This window comes from Nostoc sp. LPT, from assembly GCF_017115165.1.
Classification (GTDB): Bacteria; Cyanobacteriota; Cyanobacteriia; order Cyanobacteriales; family Nostocaceae; genus Nostoc.
On the sequence record NZ_JABXKF010000020.1, the window covers coordinates 1 to 24,575 of the forward strand.

The window sequence follows — 24,575 nt, forward strand, 5'->3', positions numbered from 1 at the left end:
GTCTTACTTATCCTGACTGATTTTCCCCCTCTTTGCAAAAAACTGGGATGCTCCCCTAGCACTTTTAGTCAGAAACCATATTTTTTCAACCGTGAAAACTTAGAACGCTACACCAAAAGCATTTATTGTCAGAAATGTCCCCTTTACGGTCATTGTGATTTTGAAGGCAGCTATGAAGAATTAGAACAGCGACTTTTTCCCAAAGGCGAATTTAGCAAACAACCTAATAGCCAAAGTTGGCAACGTGGAAAGAAAGGTAAAAAATGAATAAACCAATTGTTTGGGTACATGGAGATTGCCTCAGTCCAAATAATCCTACATTGCAAAAATATCCTGATGCCCCAGCTATTTGGGTTTGGGATGAGGCTTTGATAGAGGAATGGCAATTGAGTCTTAAACGTCTGACTTTTATCTACGAATGTTTGCTAGAGTTACCTGTTGTTATTCGTCGTGGCAATGTAGCACAAGAAATTTTAGCTTTTGCTCAAGAACATGATGCCAATTTAGTTGTCACAGCCGATAGTCCCAGTCCCCGATTTGATGATATCTGTAATCAAATTGAGCGTTCTATAGCAGTGGAAGTTTTAGAGGTAGAACCGTTTTTGGACTATGACGGCTATATTGACTTGAAACGGTTCTCGCGCTATTGGAAAGTGGCTCAAAATTATGTTTATCAAAAGCCCTCACCCTAAATCCCTCTCCCAATTTGGGCTACGGTGTATACACATCTTGGTAATGAAGCCCAAACTCTGGATTTACCCCCCTTAATTCCCCCGATGCATTGGGCTACGGTGTACACACAAGTCTGAAATAGCTGATTAACCAGGGTTTTACCCCACCCTAACCCTCCCCGTATGTATTGGGGAGGGAAATAGATTTCTTTTTTCTCTCCAATGCATCGGGGGGATTAAGGGGCAATACCGTTCACTTAAGCTTTTTTATCTCTCCCCCTGCCTTCCCTGCCTCCCCTGCCTCCCCTGCCTGCCTTAAAAGATAAATTTCCTTTACCGAACCTATTGGGGTGTAGCCCAAATTGGGAGAAGGGGTTGGGGGATGAGGGCAGTTAATTTTACTTAAAAGATTTTGATTTTTTAAGTAAGATTAACTCATAAGTTAATTACAACAATTCCTGCAATCATTTAAACATTTCTTATACATAAAGGAACAATTGTTGCAAAGTATTAAGCCTTTCCAGCAATTGGTTATATATTTCTGGGAAATACTTAAACGTTTCTTATACATAAAAGAGCAATTGTTGCAAAGTATTAAGCATTTCCAGCAATTGGTTATATATTTCTGGGAAATACTTAAACGTTTCTTATACATAAAAGAGCAATTGTTGCAAAGTATTAAGCATTTCCAGCAATTGGTTATATATTTCTGGGAAATACTTAAACGTTTCTTATACATAAAGGAGCAATTGTTGCAAATGCTTCAATTTTGGCAACTAGTCTTGCAGGTTAATGGAATTAAGAGCGCTGAGTTGCAAGTGAGATTTTTCACTCAGCAGTATTGAATCTATTGAGGTTTGTAAATAATTTGGATCTCTGCAAGGAATATTCCTTTAGACTGAGTTTCAACTGAAAAAATGTGGGGATAAACACAAATGCATTCGTTAAATATATTTTGTCACGAATTTGTAGTTGCTGTTTCCTTTGTAGCTTGCATTATTGGACTGTTGTTACTGTGGAACAGTAAGGAGCAAACAAATGACATGGAAGAAACAGAGCAGATTCTGTTTAGAATGAGCTTTAGTTACTGGCTAGTTTATTGTGTAGCTTTTGGCATAGAAAAAATAGTTTTACCCGACTGGGAATCTTTAGTCATGACTTTGAAAATAACTACGGCTCTGTCATATTTCTTAACTTTTTCTTGTATTGTTAGTCTGCCGCTACACAAATTTGCAGTACATCGGGTTGAGGAATAGTGATTGGGGATTGGGCATGGGGCAAAACAGTTCTGTTAGCGGAAGGGGGGCGTTTAGCCCGTTTCGAGTTCCTCGGCTTAGAGTAAAGAAGTGAGATTCCCCACTTAGCACTCAGCACTCCTGAAGGGCATTGGGCATGATTAACATCTCATGGCGATCGCTAATGCAGCTTCTAGTTGATCCTGGGGCAAAGTTGTCAAAATAAATACTTCTTGTACCGTTTTCCCCTGCCGCGCAATGACTTTATAGCCGCCACGAATGGGTACTGAAACGCGCAGTTGCATTTTTGGACAGTGACCTTTTGACCGCCCAATCACTCCCGGCGTCACAGTTTGGATACCATCGTGCTGACAAAGACGTTCTAAAATGGGGATCAGACCAGAAAGGTGTGTTGAGTGATTCCAAACCAGTCTGGCGGCTTTTTGTGAAGCCGTGCGGAGGGGATCTGCGGTGGGTTTGCCCATGATAATTAAGCTGCTTCTAGAGGTGCCATTGTCAAACCTGCTCGGCGCAGCTGCTGGTGATAGAGTTCCGCAGGTTCTTGGGGCCCGACCCAGACGATCGCTTGACCTTCATAGTGTACCTGATTAGTCAAGTCCCACGCGCGATCGCCACTCATCCCTGGTATATATTTCATCAAACATTCAGACACGTGTTGGAATGTATTAAAATCATCGTTTAATACAATCACTTTGTAATTCGGATAAGTCTTACGGATAACTTGATTAGACCGTTCAGGAGCTATAGTTGGTGCTGTGGACATCCCGTAAACGTCTGCTGAAAATGTCATAACCATAAAACAATTGGTCAAGATAATTTTACAAAACTACACTATAAGTAATTAGTTTAGTTCATTGTTCATTGTCCTTTGTCATTTGTCCTTTGTCCTTTGTCATTTGTCCTTAACCAATGACCAATGATATCGTGTCCGGCTAAAGACTTATCATTTAGACCGCAGTTCTTACTGGGGGCAGGGGAAAAAAGGCTTTTGGGATTTTTGCACAGATTTGGTAATCATAAGTGATTAACCGCACTCGATATGACCAATGACCAATACAACTCTTGGAAAGGCTGCGCCAACGACTACGCTCAGTACAAATGACCAATAACAAATGACCAATGCCCAATGCCCCATGCCCAATGCCCAATGCCCTATTTCCAATTATCCCAGTTTTCGTTAAAAATAGATGTATCTGGGAAGGCGGTAGGGTTGCCATTTTGTTGCAAAAGCCGTTTGAGTGCTTCTAGTTGTAGCTCTTGTTTAGGTAAATCATCGACTAGTTGGTAAGGTGCGATCGCATTTTTGAGTGCAAAACTAGCCATAGTTCCCGCAGCTGCGCCAGCCGACCATTCAAATGAGTGTACTCGATAGGCAGCAGCAGCAATATGACTAGTTGCAATACTTTTGCCACCTACCAGCAAATTATCAATTTTCTGGGGAATCATCGCCCTCAAAGCAATTTGGAAGGGATAAGCTTGACCTGCACCACGTCTTTCGCCTGGACGTTCTGTGTTCCCAGGTGCTTCTGGGGGACTATTCACCATGCAAGGATGGAAATCTATGGCGTAGTGACCAATACCCACAGCATCGGGGAAAATCGTAGAACGAGTCCGTCGCATTGCTTTGTCTGGTGGAACTTTACCGTCAATTACTGATATTGCTTCCAAACCTGCAACTGCTGCTCGTAGCCGACGATACATATCTGCTGGCAGAGTCTTTGAGTAATACTCATCATTATAATCTCGGTGGGAAATATCAATTTCCCCAATACTAAAGCCTTCGGCTTGTCCCCAACTGGGGCGGCCAATGATCCGCCGTCCTTCTCGCATATAGGGATATTTTGATAAACCATGCATTGTCCCCATTGGCGAATTTAAACCGGAAACAAAGCGGTTATTGGGTTGCTGCTGCTTTACACCGTCCCCTAGTTGAGAATCTGTAGTTCCAGCTACCAACCAGTAATAGAAAGAGAGGGCGTTTTCCTCAGCGTTGCGAAGGGTTTCTGTCCGCAGTCCTCCCATCCAACCCCCTGGCTCTAACTGTCCAGTCGCTTGTAACTGTTGGCGGGTATAAATTAGGTTATCTTGACCAGTCCCGGGGCGGTAGTCGTTACCCCAAGTCCAGTTTTGCATCGAGATATCCCCTGGTGTAGCCGCAGTAAAACTTACACCGCCGAATTTTGCTGGTTTCCCTTTGTTTGGACTCCAAATGCGACGATAGGTAAAAACCAAATCAAAGTTAGCCAGCCGCTTCAATTCATAACTGAAATATGGTGCATATCGAGAATAAAATGCTGGCATTGTCTGCGGTTGCGGTTCCTTGGTGGCCTCCATTGCAAAGGTGTAGGTAAAGCCTTGAGGACAATAAGGGTCGTTGTTGGTGCTAGAAGCAGAAGGTTCTAGGTAGGAACGGGCATCAATACCTAATCGGTAAGGGACATCAGCAAGGGCAATAATTTCTCCAGTTTCGCTAGCGTCTACGACATACCATTTAGGAGCATCCTCTTTCGCTGCTTTGGGGATGAAACGGAGAATCGTTTTGGTAAACCGAGACGAGTTTTCGTAGCGATAAGCATCTTCAATACTTTGAGATAGCGTAAAAGTATTGAGAGGTGGTGCCCCTTTTGGTGGTTGATGTTGAATTGCGATCGCACTATTAATTATTTTGCCATCACCAGCAATTTCCAAATCCTTAATTACTGTGTTGGGAAACCATTGCAATTTCCCTTTGCCCTGCTTTTCGGCATCTTTAAGCATCTGGGTCAAAATAGTGTGAGCATCGCGGGGAAGAAAACACGATTCACTTACCCAGCAGTCACCGGGGTTAAGCTTACCGTATTTACGCCCAATGCGGTTTCGTAATTCCAAATAGCCGCGAGAATAGAATTTCAGAGCTCGTTGAGTTGGGCGTTCGTCTAACGCAGATGTCCCTTGAGCAGAAATTTGTCCTCCCAGCCAATCAGTAATTTCTGTGAGACAAACTGTTCGCCCTGCTAGCAAGCCTTCGTAAGCTGTGGCTACACCAGAAAGTCCACCACCCACAACTAAAATCTCGCAATTTACACTTTTGTCTGGGGTTCTCGGTGGTGCGGCGTTCGCCTCATCAAATACAACTAAGCTAGAGATTAAATTGAGACCGATCAACGATGTCAAGCTAAAAGCTACTTTGTGTCTGTGCTTCATAGTAAAAAAAACCATTCCAAATCCTCTGTCACCTTGTAGACGTTAGCATTTAGGAAATATCTAACTCAAGCAATTTTTCCAGAGCAATAGATACCCAATGCTAAATTTTTGTTAAAACCTTGACAATTTTAAGTAATATATTTTACTTTTAGGGAGTGTGTTGAAGCTCATCTATTGCAAAACGACATCACTTAAAATCCACTCATTCAGTGATTAGGTAAGCGTTTGAGTTGGGCGATCGCTGTCTTGGCGATATAATGCTCCTATTCAGCGGTGACGAAAGAACTTAAACGATAGACGAAGGAACCCTGCACGTTTGCTGCAACAGGATGGTTATGCCGCTTGCGCCAAAAACTCAATGAGCAATTGATTGACCTCTGTGGGGCGTTCCTGCTGAATCCAATGTCCGGCGTTTGGCAGCAATACCTTTTTTCTCAAGTTCGGCACTGTTTTTTCTAAATTGTTGATGAGTTCTTGATTTCTCGTCACGATTGCATCGAACTCTCCCCCAACAAACAAAGCAGGTTGTTGGAGCTTTGCGCCACTCAAAAAGCGCGTGAGTTCCCAATCTCTGTCCAGGTTTCGATATCGAGCCAAACCGCCTCGAAATCCGGTTCGCTCAAACTCTTGGGTGAAAAAATCAAGGTCTTGCTCGCTTAACCAACTCGGAAGCTGCTCTGGTTCTGTTAATGTGTCTAGGAATTTTTCTGATTTGTCGAATAGAAACCGCCATCTTTCTTCAGGAGGTGGATCTCCGGCGGCAGAATAGAGCATCATGCGAAGAGACTTACGAACGTCGGCTTCTAGTTCTGCCTCCGCTTTACCAGGTTCCTGAAAATACAACATATAAAACTGTTGCTCACCCGACATCAGTTTTAGCATTTCTGTTGGCGATCTACTTTCCCAGGCTCTAGCGCGATAAGGGACACTTAGTAAAGCGATCGCTTTAAACAAATCTGGACGTAACAACGCACAATGCCAAGCTAAAGTTGCACCATGATCGTGCCCGACGATAATGGCTTGTTCTTGGTCGAGAGCATGAACCAGCCCGACGATATCGCTAGTTAGCTCCAGGATATTGTATGCCTCAACTGACTCTGGTTGGTCGGTCTGCCCGTAACCACGTATATCTGGCGCAACAACGTAGAATCCAGCTTCTGCAAGGGCTGCAAGCTGATGTCGCCAAGAGTACCAGCATTCTGGAAACCCATGACATAGAATTACAAGGTTTCCTCGACCTTGTTCAGCAATATGCATTTTGATACCGTTAGTTTCAATCAAGCGATGATTTATTGCTTGCATCATTCCTCGTGTTCGATTACTAGTGCATTGGCTATGTGGCGTCCATGTCGAACTACACGGACTTCCACTTGTCCCGCTTTTTGAGTTTACCCTCGATCTTCTGGTAGACGAGCTTCGCCCCACCGTTGCCGATGGTCAGACGCAGCGGCAAGTCATTGGAATCGACGACCTTCAGCACCGCCTTGGCGAACCCCGCGAGGTCTTCATTCCTAACGGGCAAGTTGAATAAAATCCCCCCTTCCTACACTCCCTAAAAAGGGAGAATTGCGTTAGAGAGGATAATATCATGTCCGCATAATTAATTAGTTATGCTAAACACAGTCAATACACCCCAGCCCCTCCCCGCAAGCGGGGAGGGGAGACAAAGCATAGCTTTGGTGGGGGTGGGGTTCTTCGCGTTTAATAAGTAATCAAGCAGACTTGATATAACTCAGGTAATGTTAGCTTTCGGAAGTTTCCTGAGAGAACTTCTTATGGATAGTTCTTGGGGATTCCCCATCAGCAGCTACCGTTATGAGATAGTCCATTAAACCATCTGAAAAGGGGAGACGTAGGTGGAAAGTACCATCGGGTTTAATTTTGATGGCATGACCACCAATGTTTACGCTGGTATTTGGTTGAGTTGCTCCGTGAATAATCAACTCAGCATCAGCGACAAACCAGAAATCTCCGTAGGAACGACTGAAAACCCGAACGTTAGCGGAACGAGCGATGAGTAACCAACGTAGTTTACCGCCGTAGGCATCGCCATCAGCAATATAGCCAATTTCAACCATGTAATCGCGATCGCTCACGGGAATTGCCACAAAGCGATCACGTGCCACCTCTTCAGATTCATACTGCTGGACAAGCTGGGGACTTTGATAACTCAAGTCAATGCCGGTGACATCATACAGCCGCACTACTAATTGGGAACCGCCCTGTTGTCGCAGTGCTTCAGATTGAGCTTTGGAAATGTACCAAGAGACATAAGCCCACTTGGGAGTGCGGGGTGTGAGGACAATACTACTCTCTTCTGGGGCAGTTTCTGCTTCTACATTTGCCAAGCCAACAGCTGTTTCGCTTACTAATGCTACATTTTCAACGGTGGGATCTGTTGTCGAATCTGTCGGCGCTGGACTAAAGACACGAACGATCGCAGAACGAGTAATAAATAACCAGCGTAGTTTACCGCCGTAGGCATCGCCATCAGCGACATAGCCAATTTCAGCTATGTAGTCGCGATCGCTGATGGGAATTTCCACGAAGCGATCATGTGCTGTCTCTTCACATTCATACTGCTGTACCAGCTGCGGAGTTTGATAACTCAAATCAATGCCAGTCACATCATATAGCCGTACTACCAATAGAGAGCCGCCTTGTTGTTGCAGTGCTGCTTTCTTAGCTTCGGAAATCTCCCAAGAGACTTCAGCCCATTGGAAAGTGCGGGGTGTGAGGACAATACTGCTTTCTTCTTGGAAATCTACCAAATCAACATCTGTTTTATCCGCGATTGCGACATCATCAACTACGGGATCTGGATTTACAGGACTGAAGACACGAACGATTGCAGAACGGGCGATGAATAACCAGTGTTCGCCATAAGCAATGTAGCCAATTTCAGCTAGGTAGTCGCGATCGTTGACGGGAATTTCCACAAAGCGATCGTGTGCTGTTTCCTCACATTCATATTGCTTTACTAGCTGTGGACTTTGATAACTCAAGTCGATGCCAGTCACATCATACAGCCGCACTACCAATTGAGAGCCGCCTTGTTGCCACATTTCTGCTTTCTTGGCTGCGGAAATCTCCCAAGATACATGAGCCGATGTATAAGTATGTGGTGCGAGGACAATACTGTTTTCTTCTTCACCGATCTCTTCTTGAGTATCTACCAAACCAATAGCTGTTTGATTCACGTTCGCCACATCATCAACTATCGGATCTGGATTCACAGGACTGAAGACACGAACAATTGCGGAACGGGCGATAAATAACCAGCGATCGCCATCAGCGATATAGCCAATTTCAGCTATGTAGTCGCGATCGCTGCGGGGAATCTCTATCGAGCCGTCGTTTACTGTTTCCTCAGATTCATACTGCTTTACTAGCTGTGGAGTTTGATAACTCAAATCAATGCCAGTCACATCATACAGCCGCACTATTAATTGCGAGCCGCCTTGTTGCCGCAGTGCTGCTTTCTTGGCTTCGGAAATCTCCCAAGATACATCAGCCGATGTATGAGTATCTGGTGTGAGCACAATACTGCTTTCTTCATCTGCATCAACCAAACTAGTAGCTGTTTCGGCTGCGCTCATCTCATTTTGAGCATCCGATCCGAAGGTGGTAGCCCAAGCACCAACTCCTGCGCCTGCTGCTAAAGCCGCCGCTGCGGCCAAATCTGTGGAATTAGCTTCAGCAACACCTTCCCCGACAGTCGCCTCGGCAGGAAGTTCTTCCTCTGGCAAAATGAAAGTGGGTTCGGCTGCGTCCGCTACCACATTCAAGGTATCTTCACTCAATAAATCTTCTGTAAATTCAGGTAAATCGAGCAGTGAGGATGTTTCTGTCGCTGATGCTTCCACATCATCTGCCACTTCCTCAGACTCCGCTAAGGGCAATTCATCTACTGAGGCTGTATCTTCAGTTTCTGTAAATTCAGGTAAATCTAGCAGTGAGGATGTTTCTGTCGCTGATGCTTCCACATCGGCTGTCACTTCCTCAGATTCCGCTAAGGGCCATTCATCTACTGAGGCTGTATCTTCAGTTGAGGTGATACTCTCTAGCCAATTCAATTCTGCTTGAAGTTCATCATCTACCTCATCTTCACTAATTGCTGTGTCCCAATAGCCAAAATCAGACGTTACTTCTGGAACATCTGGTAATCCCGGGAGTGGGGCTGTCACCTCAGATGAAGACAGTTCCACATCAGATGCCTCTTCTGGAATATTACCTAGGTGAGGATATGAAGTATTGACTACAGCCGCCGGGGCTTCTATATCCCAGGCAACGTCATCAGAATCAGGAGTGTTTGTCTCCGTATAATTATTTAACTCAACTGTCTGATCAATTGCGTTTGTTTCTGGTTCTTTGTTGCTAAAGGTAGACCAGGTGGCCGCCCCGATGCCTGTTGCTATAGCCGCACCACCTAAAGCTGCGGCTCCTAAGTTGTTATTTTCCGAGCCATTAGCTACGCTTGATGTCGCGCCTTCATAGAGGTTAGAAGTACCATTACTTGTCTCCTGTACTAAATTTGCTGTCCCCTGAGTAGCATTTTGGTTCAGCTCGGATTGTGTTTGAGGGTAGATGTTGAAAGAAGTGCGATCAGGGGTTTCTTGTGGGAAGTGCGGTACTGCCTGCTCCTCCATCGCTCCATTCAGGGAGGAACCCGTGCTGGTATCGAGCGCCGCCGTTTCTCCATTGGGTGGATGAGGATTTGATTCTGGTAAATTGTCTGTTGTCTGGGCGGGCAATGGACGTTTTCTCAGAATCCACAATAGTGCAGATACACCTACAGTGATAAAAAAGACAGGCAGCAGCAACCACAATGGTGTTTCTTTATTTACAATTGGAGTGCTTTGTGTAGGAGCAGCCACAAAGGGCTGTTCGCCAAATGCAGAACTAGTGGCACTAGGGGAAGGCGTAGCCGCTGGTGTCGTCTGGGCACTAGGGGAAGCCGCAACAGCAGGTTGTAAGACGCTGGCTGCGATCGCCTCGGCTTCGACAGTTCTACCTTTTTCTATAGCCTGCTGTCCTGGGGGTGCTAAAGTAAAGCCAAGAAAATCTACTGTGGTTAAACTCTGATTTTTTTTGTAAACGTAAACTAAAGGTTGCGAGAAGGGATATTTAGCATCATCTGGTAAGGCTTGATGTAATTGCAGAACTCGTACCCCTTTCAACTTCGACACCTGATTAGCTAACACATAGCTGATGCCGTCTTTGCCCAGTTGTTTGATGATTTCTGCGGTATTATCGTCAGTTACTTGGGTAGCATTGGCTCCTGTAGCAAATTCAGCAGTTTTGAAGGCTGGATAAGTACGAAAAGTATTGCGAGTTTCATTCGCGATCGGGCGATCGATGAACCGAATCTTCCCTGAAGGCCCTCCCAGTTGCGACCAATTTGTAATTTGTCCGCGGAAAATCCGGGCGAATTGCTTACTAGTCAAGCTTCCTTTGAAAGGATTGTCTGCACCAACCACGATCGCAATCTTTTCACGCTGCAAACGAATTTGCTCTAGTCCTTGGCCTTTTTCTGCTGGCGTTAACCCGCGCCCCATTGCGACTATATCGATTTTGCCATCTTGCAAATCTTTCAGCGCCGTCTCAGTGCCGTTAGCAGCAACTTCAACCTTTTTACCAGCAAACTGTTTTTCAAAACTTTCTTTCAGGCTTTGGTTGATTGCACTCAAGCTACTGGAACCGTCAATCCGCACTATCGATTCATTTTGCCCTGTTTGTGGCAGTGGCGAAGAGGTAGCTTCAGGTGTAGATTGTGCCAGCATCGGTGCTGATACCACCAGAGATGCTGCCATCGGGGTTGTAGCTAAGGCAACCCATAGTATCAGCCTGATTATCGAAGTATCTTTTTTTTCTTGTTGCCACATAAGCCCCTTAATTAAAGTAAAAATAGAAAGCCTGCCAGTCCTAAATCGCGATTCTTTTTAAAGATTATGGAGGAGACGGGCTAATTATACATCTGAGTTATCTTTAGTTCTAATTACTTTAAAGCACTTATACTAATTTATACTTCGCTGTAGTTTGGATAGCATGATAATTTATACTCTAATTGCCAAAGTCTGTTTACTATAAATTTTTCTAAGTTAGATTGCAACTTATACCAAGTTGGTAATTTATGACCACAATTATGAATTATTGAATTACTAAAACTGGTAAAGTGTAGCAAATTCAATATTATTTAACAATATTATTTTCAGTAGTGCTGAGTTCTAAGTGCTGAGTGCTGAGTTCTGAGTGCTGAGTGCTGTTAGCGGTAGCGGGGCGTTTAGCCCGTGCTGAGTAAAAATTCCGGTTCCTAGAACATTTTCATGCAAAGCTTTTGAAACTCGTTTTATTGAGACTGTCTTAAGTGAATACTTATTATTCAGCACTTATTTGAGATAACAATGACAATCTGGCTTATCAATCAGTGACTCAACCAAAGCATTTAAGGCAGTTGCAGCTAAAGCGCCACCTCCCAAAGTCCCTTCAACTGTAATATAAGGTATCCCTTGTTGCATCAGTTGTCGCTTGGCTGCGGGAGCATGGCTAAAGCCAATGGGCATTCCAATAACTAATGCAGGCTGAATTTTTTGGTTAGCGTTGGCGTAGCCCGTCGTAGACATCGCTTCACAAGCTTCCAGAAGTACTGAGGGAGCATAACCAACTACTAGCACACAACCCTGACTTACTTGCAGCAATTTCAATCGCCATTCTTGATGTTGCCAAAAGGCGAGTTCTGCTTCAGTGGCAGTGGTAATATGGAGGTTATCAATTAAGGTTTCAGTGCAACATCCTAAGTGAAGTAATCGGGTTCGATCTAAAGCAGCAGCAACGGTTTGAGTATCGACAACAATTTGACAACTTGAAGATAAAGCTTCTCGACTAGCTGCGATCGCATCTCGACTCAATTTAACAAAGGACACTAAACTGACATCGCCACAAGCCAAAACCAACTGAGAAATTAAATGCTGTTCAATTTCCGAACGCTGAGACAAATCAGGAAGTAAGCGTTGTAGCGATTCGGTAAAAGCTTCTGAATGGTTATGAATTTCGGCATCTAAGCCACTCCAGAGATTTTCCAATCCCCCCAATCCGGCTTGAGTTTCGACATCAAGTAACTTTAGTTGCGCCAAAACTTCCGCTTGGATAATTTGACAATGGCGATCGCGCCCTAATAATCCTTCTAATGCTGATGCAGTTTGTCGCAGTTGGGAAATTTGTTGCATCACCGCCCGATATTGCTGTTGGAGTTGTCGCGTGAGGTTAACTGTTGTATCGGCTTCTGGTTCGACTTCCAAAATATTGCGAATATGGTTTAGCTGAAACCCTTGCTGTTTGAGTGCGACAATCCGTTGCAACCGGAGGACATCTTTTTCGGTGTAGAGACGGTAATTGCTAGGCGATCGTACTGGTTGCGGTAACAGTCCTAATTGATGGTAATGTCTGACCATCCTTGGAGTTAAACCGCCGCCAACTGCATCAGTGAGTTCTTTAATGGTTAAGCAAGTAGCGTTCATGATTTACTCCAACAACGGCAAAATTCTTTGTAACTCTTCACAAGCCGCCTGGAGAGATGGCGGTGCATTTTCATCTAAACTCCCTTGAGAACACTGGCTTACTAATTGTTCAACACCAGGTTTACAAATTGCCTCATTTTTAGGGAATTTTGGATATTTGGATTTTTCTGCTTCTTCTTCAACAACTTCTCTCGTTAATAAATAATGTATCCAAGTTTCGATATTTCTTTTTGGCACGAAGATTGCTATTTTTTCATCAGGCTTACGAAGTGCCTGTGAATTTTCTATCAGTGCATTATCTAATTCTTTCAGTGTTGCCTTTACTGTCGCAGTATCTGCATCAATCAATACTACTAGCATTCCTGAACGATAGTTTTTTCTCCGGTATTCTTTAACCTCTGCTGCATAATGCTTTCTAACAAAGTGCTCTCCTGCACCTTTACCTGTTGGGGAAGTTCTAATTGTGATGTTTTTTGGATTTATATTAAAGCCTCGCTTTTTCAAAAAATGATATGCAAAAACTTGCTGTTGTAGATCCTCACACAAAATTACTATCTGTACTCTATTCTGGGTCATACAGCCAGCCCCGTGCAATCAGTTCTGAAATTGGTAATCCTGAATTTTCAGCTTCTTGATTACTAATTGGTTTTACTCGTACAGGTGCATTACTTTGACGCTCAAACCAATAACCTATAGGTGAAGCTAAAAGATAATTAATTAATACAGGATGATGGGAGATCAGTAAAGCTTGTATTTTTCCGTCAATACAGAAATCATAAAGTTGAATTAGCCAAGGTTGAATTTCTGGGAGAGCTAAAAAACTTTCTGGCTCATCAATGCAAAGTGTATAATCTTCAGATTCAGTGCAATAGAGAATGGTGTACAGAGCAATTATCACCTTTTGACCATCGGATAATTCACTAAAGCGATAATCAATAATTTTTGTCCTATCTTTATCTGTTAAAAATCTTAATTTTAAAGTTCGATAATTTTCACTAAACTGTTCAAATTTAAAACTGACAAACCCATCTAATATATCTCTGATAACGTTCATCAGTTCAGCAACTTTGCCCTGATCTTGGGAAATATAGCGATACCAAGAAACAAAATTTTCCATTCTCGAAGTTAGATGAATTTCTTCCTTTTCACTACCATCAAGCATAAGACTAGGAATAATTTGTACAATAATGAATCGCTGCATACGTTTTATGAACCAGGCCAACTTTGTGCTGTCACTATCTACCGTAAATAACCATAGTAAAGATCCTAATGGGGAAGGGAAAGGAGCTTTTGCAACCTCTTTATAATCATCGCTAAAAAGCTTAACTTCGCCCTCCTCAGACTTTAGCAAAACTTGATTGTTAAACCAGAGACGCTCATATTCAACATGACTCTTGTCTTGATTATGTCTAATAGCAAATTCATATTTATAATTACCACCATTCCCGGCAACTTCTAGCTCAAAACGCTGAATTTGTAAAGTCTGCCAGCGAGTACAGTCAGCAGATTTAAAAATTCCTTCTACTTTCTCGTCACCACTTATAAAAATTTGAATTTTCCGTAAAACTTCAAAAACTGTTGATTTCCCTGCTCCGTTACCACCAAGAAACAGGTTAATCGAGTCAAAGTTCATTTCAAAATTTACCAAGCCGCGAAAGTTATCAATATATATTCGCTTTAGCATAGATTTTTTCCTCTTAGGTGCAATTATTTTAAAGCTAACAGTTAAATCGTCGCATTTCCCCACATCCCGCTTTTGAAAAACACTCCAAGAACACAGATAAAGATTTAACTTTGCGTACCTCTGCGCTTCCCTCAGCGCCCCTTTGCGTTTCAAAATCATTCTAAACCTTGACATTAACATCAATGTCAAGGTTTAGCGTAAGAGAGTCCTTGTTAATTAACCTCTCATGCTTTATCCCCAACGTTTGGGCCAATTCACCAGAGAACACGCAGATACCGTAGCCGCCCTTTTGTGTGGATTCCTATTATTTCTCGGATGGTTCGCCTTACATCTTGGCGCTTTGGGATTTGCATTCCTGCTGCTACCTGCTGCTTATGTAATTGGTGGTTACGAAAGTGCGCGGGAAGGATTGACTACTCTCTTCAAAGAAAAAGAACTTGATGTAGATTTGCTGATGATTATCGCCGCCATTGGTGCTGCTAGCCTCGGCTTATGGCGAGGAGAATATCATCTAATTATTGATGGGGCAATTTTGATTCTGATCTTTGCCATCAGTGGCGCATTAGAAGGCTATGCAATGCAGCGAACTGAACGGAGTATCCGTAGTTTGATGAGTTTGACAGCAGATACAGCAAGGGTTTTGCATCAGGGAAGAGAAGAAGAAATTCCGATCACTCAGCTAAAAGTGGGTGATGAAATTGTTGTCAAACCTGGAGAGTTAATTCCTACAGATGGAATTATTTTATCCGGTTACAGCACCCTCAATCAAGCTGCAATTACAGGCGAGTCTTTACCTGTAGAGAAAACAGTGGGCGAAGAAGTATTTGCCGGCACACTCAACGGCTATGGTGCATTGCAAATTAAGGTACACAAACCAGCCCAAAGCAGTTTAATCCAGCGGGTGATTCGCTTGGTAGAACAAGCAAAGACTCAAGCACCTCCTTCCCAAGAGTTTATTGATCGCTTTGAGAAAGGATATGCCAAAGTCATTGTAGTAGCTGGGATATTGCTGGCAACTTTACCGCCATTTCTTTGGGGATGGGATTGGGAAACAACAATTTATCGCGCTCTTACTTTCCTGGTGGTGGCTTCTCCCTGTGCGCTGATGGCTGCAATTATGCCTACGCTGCTGTCGGGAATCGCCAATGGTGCAAGACAGGGGATTTTGTTTAAAAATGGGGCGCAGTTGCAGAAGATTGGCAAAGTCCGAGCGATCGCGTTTGATAAAACTGGTACTCTTACAATAGGACAGGTGCAGGTATTCCAGGTAGTTTCAGCTAGTAAATACACTACTGATGATGTATTAATAGCGGCTGCAAGTGTAGAATCATCCTCCGAACACCCCATCGGTAAGGCAATTGTACAAGCTGCTGGCGATTTAAATTGGCTTGCTGCAATCCAAGTGCAAGCTATACCTGGACAGGGGATTATCGGAATTTCCCAAGAACAACAGGTAATTGTCGGGAATGCCATTTTTGTGCAGCAGTATGTAACAAATTTACCTGAAGAATTGCCAGAAATAGTTCAATCTTGGGAGCAAGACAGTAAAACGGTGGTTTGGGTAGCACGGGGAACAGAGGTGATGGGTGTAATTGCGATCGCAGATGAAGTAAGATTGCAAGCAGCCGCAACTATTACCCGGTTAAAGAAACTGGGAGTTGAACAAATTGTCATGTTAACTGGGGATAATCAACAAACTGCGAACAGTGTCGCCAAAGCAGTCGGAATCGATCGGGTATATGCTCAACTTCTACCAGAAGATAAGCTGAATGTTATCCGCCGTCTACAGCAACAATATCAAACAGTTGCAATGGTGGGCGATGGAATCAATGATGCACCAGCCTTAGCGCAAGCATCTGTGGGTATAGCAATGGGAGTATCTGGTAGTGATGTGGCATTGGAAACCGCAGATATCGTACTGATGGCAGACAGGTTAGAAAAAATTGCTGTAGCGATGCATTTGGGCAGGCGATCGCAACTCATAGTAAAACAAAATATAGTTGTAGCGTTGAGTTTCATTATGTTGCTTTTAGTCGGCAACTTTCTCGGAAATATTAACTTACCCATCGGCGTCATTGGCCATGAAGGTTCCACAGTATTAGTTACCCTGAGTGGACTAAGATTATTGAAATAAGATAGGACGCAATACAGTTCAGAATGAGCAACAAAACCCAGATGTAGAGATGCGATTTATCGCGTCTTAAAAGACCAGAAATACCCGAAATCATTGAAATTGATGAATTAGAAACTTTCGTCGGGTCAAAAAACAAAATTTGGGTATGGAGTGTGGCTAATACTCAATTCGCATTAGACGTAAATTATTATTTTGAACTCTTAACTCCTAACTCTTGCTCATGCAAACCGATCCAAAACCAAGAACACTTTACATTGTCGGCACACCAATTGGCAACCTGGAAGATATCACCTTTCGGGCGGTACGAATTTTGCAAACTGTGGATATCATTGCTGCGGAAGACACGCGTCATACTGGGAAACTGCTACAGCATTTTCAAGTTAAAACACCCCAAGTGAGTTACCACGAACACAATCGTACCAGCCGTATTCCAGAATTATTAGAGCATTTAATTAATAATAAAGCGATTGCTCTGGTGAGCGATGCTGGGATGCCAGGTATTTCCGATCCTGGATATGAACTGGTAAAAGCCTGCATTGAAGCGGGAATTCCGGTAGTTCCGATTCCTGGCGCTAGTGCAGCAATTACCGCTTTGAGTGCAGCTGGACTACCAACAGATCGATTTGTCTTTGAAGGCTTTCTCCCAGCTAAAACTCAACACAGACAAGAACATTTAGAATCTCTGCAAACAGAATCTCGCACATTAATTTTCTATGAATCGCCGCACCGTTTGCGAGATACTTTGCAAGACTTAGCTCTTGTTTGGGGAAGCGATCGCCAAATTGTGCTAGGACGGGAGTTAACTAAATTGTATGAGGAATTTTGGCGGGGGACAATTGCCGAAGCGATCGCTTACTACACCCAACGAGAACCCCAAGGTGAATATACATTAGTAGTAGCGGGAATTCCAGCCAGTCAGCCCCAACTGACAGAAGAAGAATTAAAAGCCGAATTGAAACAGTTAATTAGTCAAGGAATATCGCGATCGCAAGCTAGCCGTCAGTTAGCAAAATTTACTTCCCTTCCCCGTCGCCAACTTTATCAATTAGCTCTTTCTATAGTCTTCAGTCCTGAGCTTTAAACGGCTGATATCGCTTTTTTGAAAATCAAAAATGTAGATGTTAAATGTATATATTTCTTTATTCTTTCTTCCTTTTGTGTCCTTCTCTATGAGATACTACGCTTACCCCTACGGAGAAGCAAGCTACACGTCGTATCTCATCTAGAAGGCGATTAGCTTTCTTATCTACATTTTTTATGATGTCAAATAAGACTGCTATACAAATACTTGAATGTACAGAATGTTACTAATTTGTATATTCATCCTCAAAGACGACCTGGTGAATATTCAAATGATGTCTAAAGATTTCTGATATTAGTTCTCTAGATAGATCGGAAATTTTGGAGGCAAACTTTAATATGAAAGAGTCAAATGCAAATAAAGCAGATTCTTAGTGAAGGAGAAATTCGATGACTAACATTATTGCTTGGTTGGTTTTGGGTTTAATTGCAGGTGCGTTAGCTAAGTTATTTTATCCTGGAACCCAAGGTGGCGGTATTATCTCTACCATTATATTAGGAATCCTTGGAGCCGTATTGGGTGGTTATTTGGGTCAAGTATTGTTAGGAAGTAGTTCGGCAGCAGCTGCATCTGTAGGAGCTTTATCGCTGGGAAGCATTTTATTTGCTGTTATTGGTGCAATGATACTAATTTTCCTTTGGGGTTTACTGACTCGTCGAGCTGTGTAATTACCTCAAATTTAGGTAGCAATCTTGGGAATCACTTCTAACTGCAATAAACCGATAAAATGACATTAGAAAAAGAGCGAAGAACTATAGGAGTTTTCGCTGGGTATTCCGATGCACAATTGGTACTTCAGGAACTAAAAACTTCTAATTTTCCAATGGACAAAGTTTCTGTTATTGCACGGAATACAGAAGAAAAAACTGATATTGCTGGTGTTGAAATTATAGAAAACACTGGCAATACATCCTCAAAAGATACTGCTGGAGCCGTTGCAAGTGATGCTTTCGGGGGTATTACTGAATTATCAGTCAGTGTAGCCCTCCTAGTAATTCCTGGTATAGGCCCAGTCATCTTAGCTGGATCGGAAGTAACTGCGATCGCCACCACTTTAGCAGGTGGTTTGCCTGCTTTGTTCCTAAGTTTAGGAATTTCTGAAAAGCAAGCACAGAGTTATAGCGATCTTGTCTGTAAAGGTTACTATTTGATGATAGTAACCGGTATAGACATAGAAATTCGTCTCGCTAAGAGGATTTTTAATCGCCGTGACATTCAACAATGGGGAGTCTTTGAGCCATACTCGACCCCAAATAATCGCTATAAACACGCACTTGGTGTTTTTTATCGGCATCAAGACGCACAAGCAGCGCTGACTGAACTGAGAAGCGCCGGCTTCCCAATGAGTCAGGTATCAATAGTTGTTAAAAATACAAGTGATTTAAGTGATATTCCTGGGGTAAATATCAGCAGTTCTGAAGATAAATATACTAGCTTAGGAATTTCTGATGAGCTAGCTAGATATTATGAGCATCATCTAACCCTTGGTCATTACTTATTAGTACTAAAAGGTACTGATATCTATGTAGCAGGTGCAAGAGCTATTTTAGAGAGTAACAAGATTCAACATTTTAGTATTTATAGTCAATCTGAACTTGATACGGCTAGAAGTGATCGCCAGGTTATTACCAACTTCTAGTTAATATCAATAGCTTTTACGACACACTATGATTGTGCATATTCCTAATTTATAGTCTAACTAATACTTTTGTACTATAAATACATATTTCTATGGGTATAGGTTGTCTTTTGAAACCTTAACTTTTCTGTGGAATGATACCGCTTGCGATCACTAAGGTTAAGGTTGCTGTGTAGATTGATGTACAATGGCATAGATGTCATATCCAACCCCCAAAAGACACTATATTTGGTGTTTAGATAAATTGTGTTTTAATTAATTTAATTTTCACTATCCGGCTGTTTAATTTTAATATCCAGTCTTTTTATTTTGGAATAATGTTGAACCGTTTGAAGATTGGAATCAAGATTGGATTAAGTTTTGCCTTGAGTTTGGCAACTCTGACCACCATTGGTCTAATCTCCTACCAAAGCACCAATGAGCTAATTGAAACTTCGCGCAAAGAAAGGCATACTTACCAGGTGTTAAGTCAGCTTGAAGACCTTAACTTGCAACTGACAAATGCTGAGACTGGGCAACGCGGTTACGTTCTTACTGGAGAACAGCGCTATTTAGAACCTTATAACGCTGCCATTCAAGTACTGAATCAAAAAGTTAGGGAACTTCAAAAGTTAACGGCAGATAACCCCAAGCAGCAACAGCAGCTGTATATTTTACAGCCATTAATCACTCAGAAGTTGGACGAACTTAAAGAAACTATCGATTTGCGCCAGAACCAAGGTTTTGAAGCTTCTCAGAAGGTCGTTCTTACAGACCGAGGCAAGCAGCTAATGAGTGAAATCCGCAAAGTTATCCAGACGATGGAACATGAGGAGAATACACTGCTGAAACAGCGCTCTGAGAAGGCACAAGCAGCTGCTCGGCAAACACTTGCCAGTATTGTTTATAGTATTCCCTTATTCTCATTGCTCTTAGCTTTGATCGGATTCGCCCTGACCAGACATATCTCAGTACCGCTGAAGCGAGTTTCTGATTTAGCAGAAAAAATGGCAGATGGGGATTTATCGGTCAGTTTACCAGATAGCGATCGCCAAGATGAAATTGGTGTGTTGACGCGCACCTTTAACCAGATGATCGTTAATCTGCGAAATACAACTCAAAAAAATGATGAGCAAAACTGGCTCAAATCTAACTTAGCTGAATTTACCCAGATGCTCCAAGGGCAGCGAAATCTGGAAAGCGCCTCTCGAACGATCTTGTCAAATTTAGCACCACTAGTTGGGGCATCACAGGGCGTTTTTTATGTGATGGGTTCTATAGACGACCAGCCTGTGCTGAAGTTGTTGAGTAGTTATGCTTACAAAGAGCGGAAAAACCTAGCAAATCAGTTTCGCTTGGGCGAGGGATTGGTAGGACAATGCGCCCTAGAAAAACAAAGAATCCTCCTCACGGAAGTTCCCAGTGACTATATCCGCATCACTTCCGGTTTGGGAGAAGCACCACCGCTAAATATTATTGTGTTGCCCATATTATTTGAGGCGCAGGTAAATGCTGTAATTGAACTTGCCTCTTTTGGGCCTTTTAAGCAGTTGCATCTGACATTTATAGAGCAATTGAGTGAAAATCTGGGTGTATTTTTAAATAACATTGCTTCACAATTGCAAACTCAGCAACTACTTGAAGAATCTGTTACTTTAACAGAGGAACTGCAAACCCAGCAAGAAGAACTACAGCAAAGCAATCAACGCCTGGAAGAACAGACGCAAGAGCTGGAGGAATCACAATTTCTTGTCAAGCAGTCTAACGAGGAATTACAACAACTAAATGAGGAGCTAGAAGAAAAGGCAGAATTGTTAGAAGTTCAAAATCGAGAAGTGGCTCGTAAGAACCAGGAAGTTGAGCGGGCAAGGAAGTCTTTTGAAGAGAAAGCTGAACAACTGGCCTTGTCTTCTAAATATAAATCGGAATTTTTGGCGAATATGTCCCACGAGCTGCGGACACCGTTAAATAGCCTATTAATTTTAGCAAGGCTGCTAGCAGATAACTCTCTTAACAACTTGACCGAGAAACAAGTAGAGTACAGTCGGACTATTTACTCGGCTGGGACTGATTTGCTGGAATTGATCAATGACATTCTAGATTTGGCAAAAATTGAGTCGGGTACTATGTCGCTCGATATTGAGCAAATTGCTCTTGCAGATTTGGAGATATCTCTAGAGCAGACTTTCCGGCAAATTGCCCACAATAAAGAACTCAGTTTTACTATTCAACTAGATGAGAAGTTACCTCCAACAATTTATAACGACTCCAAACGTCTGCAACAAGTACTGAAAAATCTCCTATCTAATGCCTTTAAATTTACAGAACAGGGAGGTGTGAAATTACAAATATTCCAAGTTGATAATTCCATGATTGCTTTTGCTGTCAGCGACACCGGCATTGGCATTCCAGCCGAAAAGCAGAAGATTATTTTCGAGGCATTTCAGCAAGCAGATGGCACTACCAGCCGCAAGTACGGCGGAACTGGCTTGGGCTTGTCCATCAGCCGCGAATTAGCTCAACTGTTGGGAGGGAGAATTGAACTACTCAGCCAACCAGGACAAGGAAGCACCTTCACCCTTTACTTGCCCAGACAACAGGAAAAGAATGGTCAAAATATCACCACACCACCCCTTGAGCCAACTACCTCTATCCGCACAGCATCGACCATCAAAGAAGTGTCAATGATGGAAAACAGACCCACAACTGTGGACATCTCTCCATCAGTAAAAGTGCTTCCCAGCTTACCCAACGATATTCCAGACGATCGGGAAATAATTCAACCGGGCGATCACATTTTGCTAATTATCGAAGATGACGATAAATTCGCCCGCATCTTACTAGATATGGCACGTCAGCAGGGTTTTAAAACTATTGTTGCTTTACAGAGCAAACAAGGTCTAGCACTAGCAGAACAGTTTAAACCGAATGCGATTATGCTGGATATCCACATGCCAGAGATGGATGGTTGGACGGTGCTGGATCGTCTGAAGCATAAACCAGATACCAGACATATACCAGTACACATACTTTCTGTTGACGAAAGACAACAACGGGGATTACAGCTAGGAGCGATTACCTATTTACAAAAACCCGTGTCTCCAGAAGCGCTAACTCAGGTATTGACTGAGATCAAAGGCTTTATTGAGCGTCAGGTAAAAAATCTCCTAATTGTAGAAGATGACGCAGTACAAGCCCAAAGTATTATCGAACTGATTGGTAACGGCGATGTCCAGAGTACAGCAGTCGGTACGGGGGCAGAAGCCCTCTCGATTTTGCGATCACATCATTTTGATTGTATGGTACTGGATCTCGGTCTGCCCGATATGAGCGGATTTGCTTTAATTGAGCAGATAAAACTTGAACCCAGGCTTGTGAAACTGCCGATAATTGTTTACACAGGTAAAGAACTCAGCCGACAAGAAGAAACCCAGCTGCGGGGACTTGCAGAGACAATTATTATTAAAAATGTGCGATCGCCAGAGCGGTTGTTAGACGAAACTGCCCTATTTTTGCATCGGGTGCAAGCAAATTTGCCCACACCAAAGCGGCAAATGCTAGAGCAACTACATCAAACTGACCCGGTGCTGACTAATCGGAAAATTTTGATTGTAGATGATGACCTCCGAAATATTTTTGCCCTGACCAGCTTTTTAGAAAGCTATCAAATGCAAGTGTTGTTTGCCGAAAATGGCAGAGATGGCATAGAGACGCTGCAAACTAATCCTGAGATTAATATAGTTTTGATGGATATCATGATGCCGGAAATGGATGGTTACGAAACCACCCGCGCCATCCGCCAGCTACAACAGTTTCGCTCACTACCAATCATTGCTTTAACTGCCAAAGCCATGCCAGGCGACAAGGAAAAATGCATCGAAGCTGGAGCCTCTGACTACATTACCAAACCTGTAGATACTGAGCAACTGCTTTCACTACTCCGGGTTTGGCTGTATCGGTAAAAAAGAAGAGAGTAGGGCACAGGAAACGCCTCTTATTTTGACCTTTGGGGCTTTGGATAAGCAAATGTATTATAACTTACGCACACTCTACGAATTTTTCTGGTGCGTCCACTCTGCGTTTGCGTTGGCGCAGCCCAAGGTAGAGAAGGCGCTCTTGGCACGGCAGTTGTTTCTCCCTTGGCGCTAGCTTCTCCCTTTAGGAGAAGCTACCATGTGCACACAAGTCTTTTATAGTTGCTGCGTAACGTAGGGTGGGCTAATCTTTACAGATTGATGCATTGGCATTGTGGGTCGATGCATTGGCATTGCGGGTCGATACATTGGCATTGCGGGTCGATGCATTGGCGTGGTACGGCGCTAGCCTATGGGTAAAATAAATTGCAGCTTTACGAATAAACGCTATAACAAAAGCCAATGCAAGCATTAGAAAAACCCCGTTCTAGAAAACAGGCAACGCTTGCATCAAAAAAACAGTTAAGACAACCGCTTGGGAGTAAAATTCACTTAATTAAAAGCTCTGAAATTCTAGAAATTATCTTGCCGCCCAAAGGATTTAGCATTGGCTTAATTATGCTTATCTCCTTGGTCACACCTTTTGCATTGGGTTTTAATAGTTTGATGGGTGGTGTGGGAGCAAGTTCTCTAGCATTAGTGATAATCTTTTTTTGCATCCAAGGTAGTGCGATCGCTTTTCTTTTATTTCCCTTTATTTGGGGACTATGCAAACGCACTCGTGTGAGAATTGACTCTCATGAGTTAGTAGTGATGCATGATTTTCTAGGAATTAAATGGCTTGTTGCTCCCCCAGCATTACGGAAAAATATATCTGTATCGAAACTCATCAAATCAAATTCCAATCTTTTAAATAATCAGCCTTTGTTGCGGATTACTGCTGGTTCTACCATTTATTATCTTAATAGATACACTCATTTGACTGAGGCAGAACTGGAGTGGTTAATACAGGAACTCAATGAATGGTTAAATTTGTTAATTATCAATAATTTATGAACTAATGAACTAATACCAATTCTTGATGAAGCGGCGCTAAGTAAGGCTATAAGAATAAAATCGTCAACTGACCGCGGCGATAGCGTAGCGTTAGCGAGTAATCGAGCGTCGGAGTCCCCACTATACCTTTATGTTAGTGGCGGGAGGAACGCCGCTCCGGGACTGGGGACTGGGAAAACATTCCAAAATATGTTTAGGATTAAAGCCCTGGACATAATTTTTCGTTTGATATACCACTATCCCAATCTCTAATCCCCAGTCCCTAGTCCCTTTTACAAGTGAGAGAAGCAATCATCTCAGGTGTAATTGCTTTGAGGACATCAGTTAACTTTTGCTGTCGTTGTGCAAGGGTTTTACAATTTTCAAGCTTGGAGTTTAGATTTGAGAAATTCCCAATACAGAATTGGGCGTTGCATAATTGAAGTATGAATTTGAGCGATCGCAATAGACTTGTCCAAGGT

The 24,575-nt window shown here is 42.8% G+C and carries 17 protein-coding genes and 2 pseudogenes; 10 read left to right on the forward strand and 9 right to left on the reverse strand.

Annotated features, from left to right (window positions below):
- The 3 genes and pseudogenes from HWQ58_RS03800 to HWQ58_RS03810 all read left to right on the forward strand — a co-directional run.
- Positions 1–267 (forward strand): annotated as a pseudogene (locus tag HWQ58_RS03800) (hypothetical protein); the annotation flags it as partial.
- Complete coding sequence (locus HWQ58_RS03805) at positions 264–692, forward strand: hypothetical protein (protein ID WP_292857955.1); 429 nt, start codon at positions 264–266, stop codon at positions 690–692. The pseudogene HWQ58_RS03800 and the gene HWQ58_RS03805, both read left to right, overlap by 4 nt.
- Before the next feature lie 914 nt (positions 693–1,606).
- Positions 1,607–1,927: a hypothetical protein gene (locus tag HWQ58_RS03810; RefSeq protein ID WP_292857958.1), complete on the forward strand. Its 321-nt coding sequence runs from the start codon at positions 1,607–1,609 to the stop codon at positions 1,925–1,927.
- A 140-nt stretch (positions 1,928–2,067) separates the two neighbouring features.
- Here HWQ58_RS03810 and HWQ58_RS03815 read toward each other — a convergent pair whose 3' ends face one another.
- The 9 genes from HWQ58_RS03815 to HWQ58_RS03855 form a co-directional block, all read right to left on the reverse strand.
- On the reverse strand, positions 2,068–2,391 hold the full coding sequence (locus tag HWQ58_RS03815) for a DUF2103 domain-containing protein (protein ID WP_292857961.1): 324 nt from the start codon (positions 2,389–2,391) through the stop codon (positions 2,068–2,070).
- 5 nt (positions 2,392–2,396) lie between these two features.
- Positions 2,397–2,723 carry an ATP-dependent Clp protease adapter ClpS gene (clpS, locus tag HWQ58_RS03820; protein WP_292857964.1) on the reverse strand — a complete coding sequence of 109 codons (327 nt, stop codon included), beginning with the start codon at positions 2,721–2,723 and terminating at the stop codon, positions 2,397–2,399.
- Between the two features lie 356 nt (positions 2,724–3,079).
- Positions 3,080–5,110 carry an FAD-dependent oxidoreductase gene (locus tag HWQ58_RS03825; protein ID WP_292857967.1) on the reverse strand — a complete coding sequence of 677 codons (2,031 nt, stop codon included), beginning with the start codon at positions 5,108–5,110 and terminating at the stop codon, positions 3,080–3,082.
- 333 nt (positions 5,111–5,443) lie between these two features.
- Positions 5,444–6,415, reverse strand: coding sequence for an alpha/beta hydrolase (locus tag HWQ58_RS03830; protein WP_292857970.1), 972 nt, complete (start codon positions 6,413–6,415; stop codon positions 5,444–5,446).
- Between the two features lie 49 nt (positions 6,416–6,464).
- Positions 6,465–6,632 (reverse strand): hypothetical protein, encoded by a 168-nt coding sequence (locus HWQ58_RS03835; RefSeq protein ID WP_292857972.1) that lies wholly within the window; start codon positions 6,630–6,632, stop codon positions 6,465–6,467.
- Between the two features lie 220 nt (positions 6,633–6,852).
- Entirely contained in the window at positions 6,853–10,995 is a 4,143-nt protein-coding gene (locus HWQ58_RS03840; RefSeq protein ID WP_292857974.1) for a DUF4912 domain-containing protein, read from the reverse strand.
- A gap of 504 nt (positions 10,996–11,499) precedes the next feature.
- Positions 11,500–12,627 carry a precorrin-8X methylmutase gene (locus HWQ58_RS03845; RefSeq protein WP_292857977.1) on the reverse strand — a complete coding sequence of 376 codons (1,128 nt, stop codon included), beginning with the start codon at positions 12,625–12,627 and terminating at the stop codon, positions 11,500–11,502.
- A gap of 3 nt (positions 12,628–12,630) precedes the next feature.
- Complete coding sequence (locus tag HWQ58_RS03850; protein ID WP_292857980.1) at positions 12,631–13,203, reverse strand: hypothetical protein; 573 nt, start codon at positions 13,201–13,203, stop codon at positions 12,631–12,633.
- Positions 13,190–14,311 carry an AAA family ATPase gene (locus HWQ58_RS03855; protein WP_292857983.1) on the reverse strand — a complete coding sequence of 374 codons (1,122 nt, stop codon included), beginning with the start codon at positions 14,309–14,311 and terminating at the stop codon, positions 13,190–13,192. Before HWQ58_RS03855 ends, HWQ58_RS03850 begins: the two co-directional genes overlap by 14 nt.
- 226 nt (positions 14,312–14,537) lie before the next feature.
- On the opposite strand from HWQ58_RS03855, the gene HWQ58_RS03860 reads away from it, so the two are divergent.
- The 7 genes and pseudogenes from HWQ58_RS03860 (at position 14,538) to HWQ58_RS03890 (ending at position 24,114) form a co-directional block, all read left to right on the forward strand.
- Positions 14,538–16,445, forward strand: coding sequence for a heavy metal translocating P-type ATPase (locus HWQ58_RS03860; RefSeq protein WP_292857985.1), 1,908 nt, complete (start codon positions 14,538–14,540; stop codon positions 16,443–16,445).
- Between the two features lie 77 nt (positions 16,446–16,522).
- A pseudogene (locus HWQ58_RS03865) lies at positions 16,523–16,612 on the forward strand (IS1 family transposase); the annotation flags it as partial.
- Positions 16,613–16,665: 53 nt separating this feature from the next.
- Positions 16,666–17,526, forward strand: coding sequence for a 16S rRNA (cytidine(1402)-2'-O)-methyltransferase (gene rsmI / locus HWQ58_RS03870; protein WP_292857988.1), 861 nt, complete (start codon positions 16,666–16,668; stop codon positions 17,524–17,526).
- A 389-nt stretch (positions 17,527–17,915) separates the two neighbouring features.
- Entirely contained in the window at positions 17,916–18,194 is a 279-nt protein-coding gene (locus HWQ58_RS03875; RefSeq protein ID WP_292738193.1) for a GlsB/YeaQ/YmgE family stress response membrane protein, read from the forward strand.
- A gap of 59 nt (positions 18,195–18,253) precedes the next feature.
- On the forward strand, positions 18,254–19,165 hold the full coding sequence (locus HWQ58_RS03880; protein WP_292857991.1) for a hypothetical protein: 912 nt from the start codon (positions 18,254–18,256) through the stop codon (positions 19,163–19,165).
- Between the two features lie 317 nt (positions 19,166–19,482).
- Positions 19,483–23,106: a response regulator gene (locus HWQ58_RS03885; protein WP_292857994.1), complete on the forward strand. Its 3,624-nt coding sequence runs from the start codon at positions 19,483–19,485 to the stop codon at positions 23,104–23,106.
- A 414-nt stretch (positions 23,107–23,520) separates the two neighbouring features.
- A complete protein-coding gene (locus HWQ58_RS03890) occupies positions 23,521–24,114 on the forward strand; it encodes a hypothetical protein (RefSeq protein WP_292857997.1) in 594 nt (197 codons plus the stop codon).
- The last annotated feature ends 461 nt before the right edge of the window (positions 24,115–24,575 follow it).

What these genes read in the sequence shown, in the direction of transcription:
- HWQ58_RS03805 (WP_292857955.1), top strand. Translation starts at nt 264, where the DNA reads ATGAATAAACCAATTGTTTGGGTACATGGAGATTGCCTCAGTCCAAAT.
- HWQ58_RS03810 (WP_292857958.1), top strand. Translation starts at nt 1,607, where the DNA reads ATGCATTCGTTAAATATATTTTGTCACGAATTTGTAGTTGCTGTTTCC.
- HWQ58_RS03815 (WP_292857961.1), bottom strand. Translation starts at nt 2,391, where the DNA reads ATGGGCAAACCCACCGCAGATCCCCTCCGCACGGCTTCACAAAAAGCC.
- clpS (WP_292857964.1), bottom strand. Translation starts at nt 2,723, where the DNA reads ATGGTTATGACATTTTCAGCAGACGTTTACGGGATGTCCACAGCACCA.
- HWQ58_RS03825 (WP_292857967.1), bottom strand. Translation starts at nt 5,110, where the DNA reads ATGAAGCACAGACACAAAGTAGCTTTTAGCTTGACATCGTTGATCGGT.
- HWQ58_RS03830 (WP_292857970.1), bottom strand. Translation starts at nt 6,415, where the DNA reads ATGATGCAAGCAATAAATCATCGCTTGATTGAAACTAACGGTATCAAA.
- HWQ58_RS03840 (WP_292857974.1), bottom strand. Translation starts at nt 10,995, where the DNA reads ATGTGGCAACAAGAAAAAAAAGATACTTCGATAATCAGGCTGATACTA.
- HWQ58_RS03845 (WP_292857977.1), bottom strand. Translation starts at nt 12,627, where the DNA reads ATGAACGCTACTTGCTTAACCATTAAAGAACTCACTGATGCAGTTGGC.
- HWQ58_RS03850 (WP_292857980.1), bottom strand. Translation starts at nt 13,203, where the DNA reads ATGACCCAGAATAGAGTACAGATAGTAATTTTGTGTGAGGATCTACAA.
- HWQ58_RS03855 (WP_292857983.1), bottom strand. Translation starts at nt 14,311, where the DNA reads ATGCTAAAGCGAATATATATTGATAACTTTCGCGGCTTGGTAAATTTT.
- HWQ58_RS03860 (WP_292857985.1), top strand. Translation starts at nt 14,538, where the DNA reads ATGCTTTATCCCCAACGTTTGGGCCAATTCACCAGAGAACACGCAGAT.
- rsmI (WP_292857988.1), top strand. Translation starts at nt 16,666, where the DNA reads ATGCAAACCGATCCAAAACCAAGAACACTTTACATTGTCGGCACACCA.
- HWQ58_RS03875 (WP_292738193.1), top strand. Translation starts at nt 17,916, where the DNA reads ATGACTAACATTATTGCTTGGTTGGTTTTGGGTTTAATTGCAGGTGCG.
- HWQ58_RS03880 (WP_292857991.1), top strand. Translation starts at nt 18,254, where the DNA reads ATGACATTAGAAAAAGAGCGAAGAACTATAGGAGTTTTCGCTGGGTAT.
- HWQ58_RS03885 (WP_292857994.1), top strand. Translation starts at nt 19,483, where the DNA reads ATGTTGAACCGTTTGAAGATTGGAATCAAGATTGGATTAAGTTTTGCC.
- HWQ58_RS03890 (WP_292857997.1), top strand. Translation starts at nt 23,521, where the DNA reads ATGCAAGCATTAGAAAAACCCCGTTCTAGAAAACAGGCAACGCTTGCA.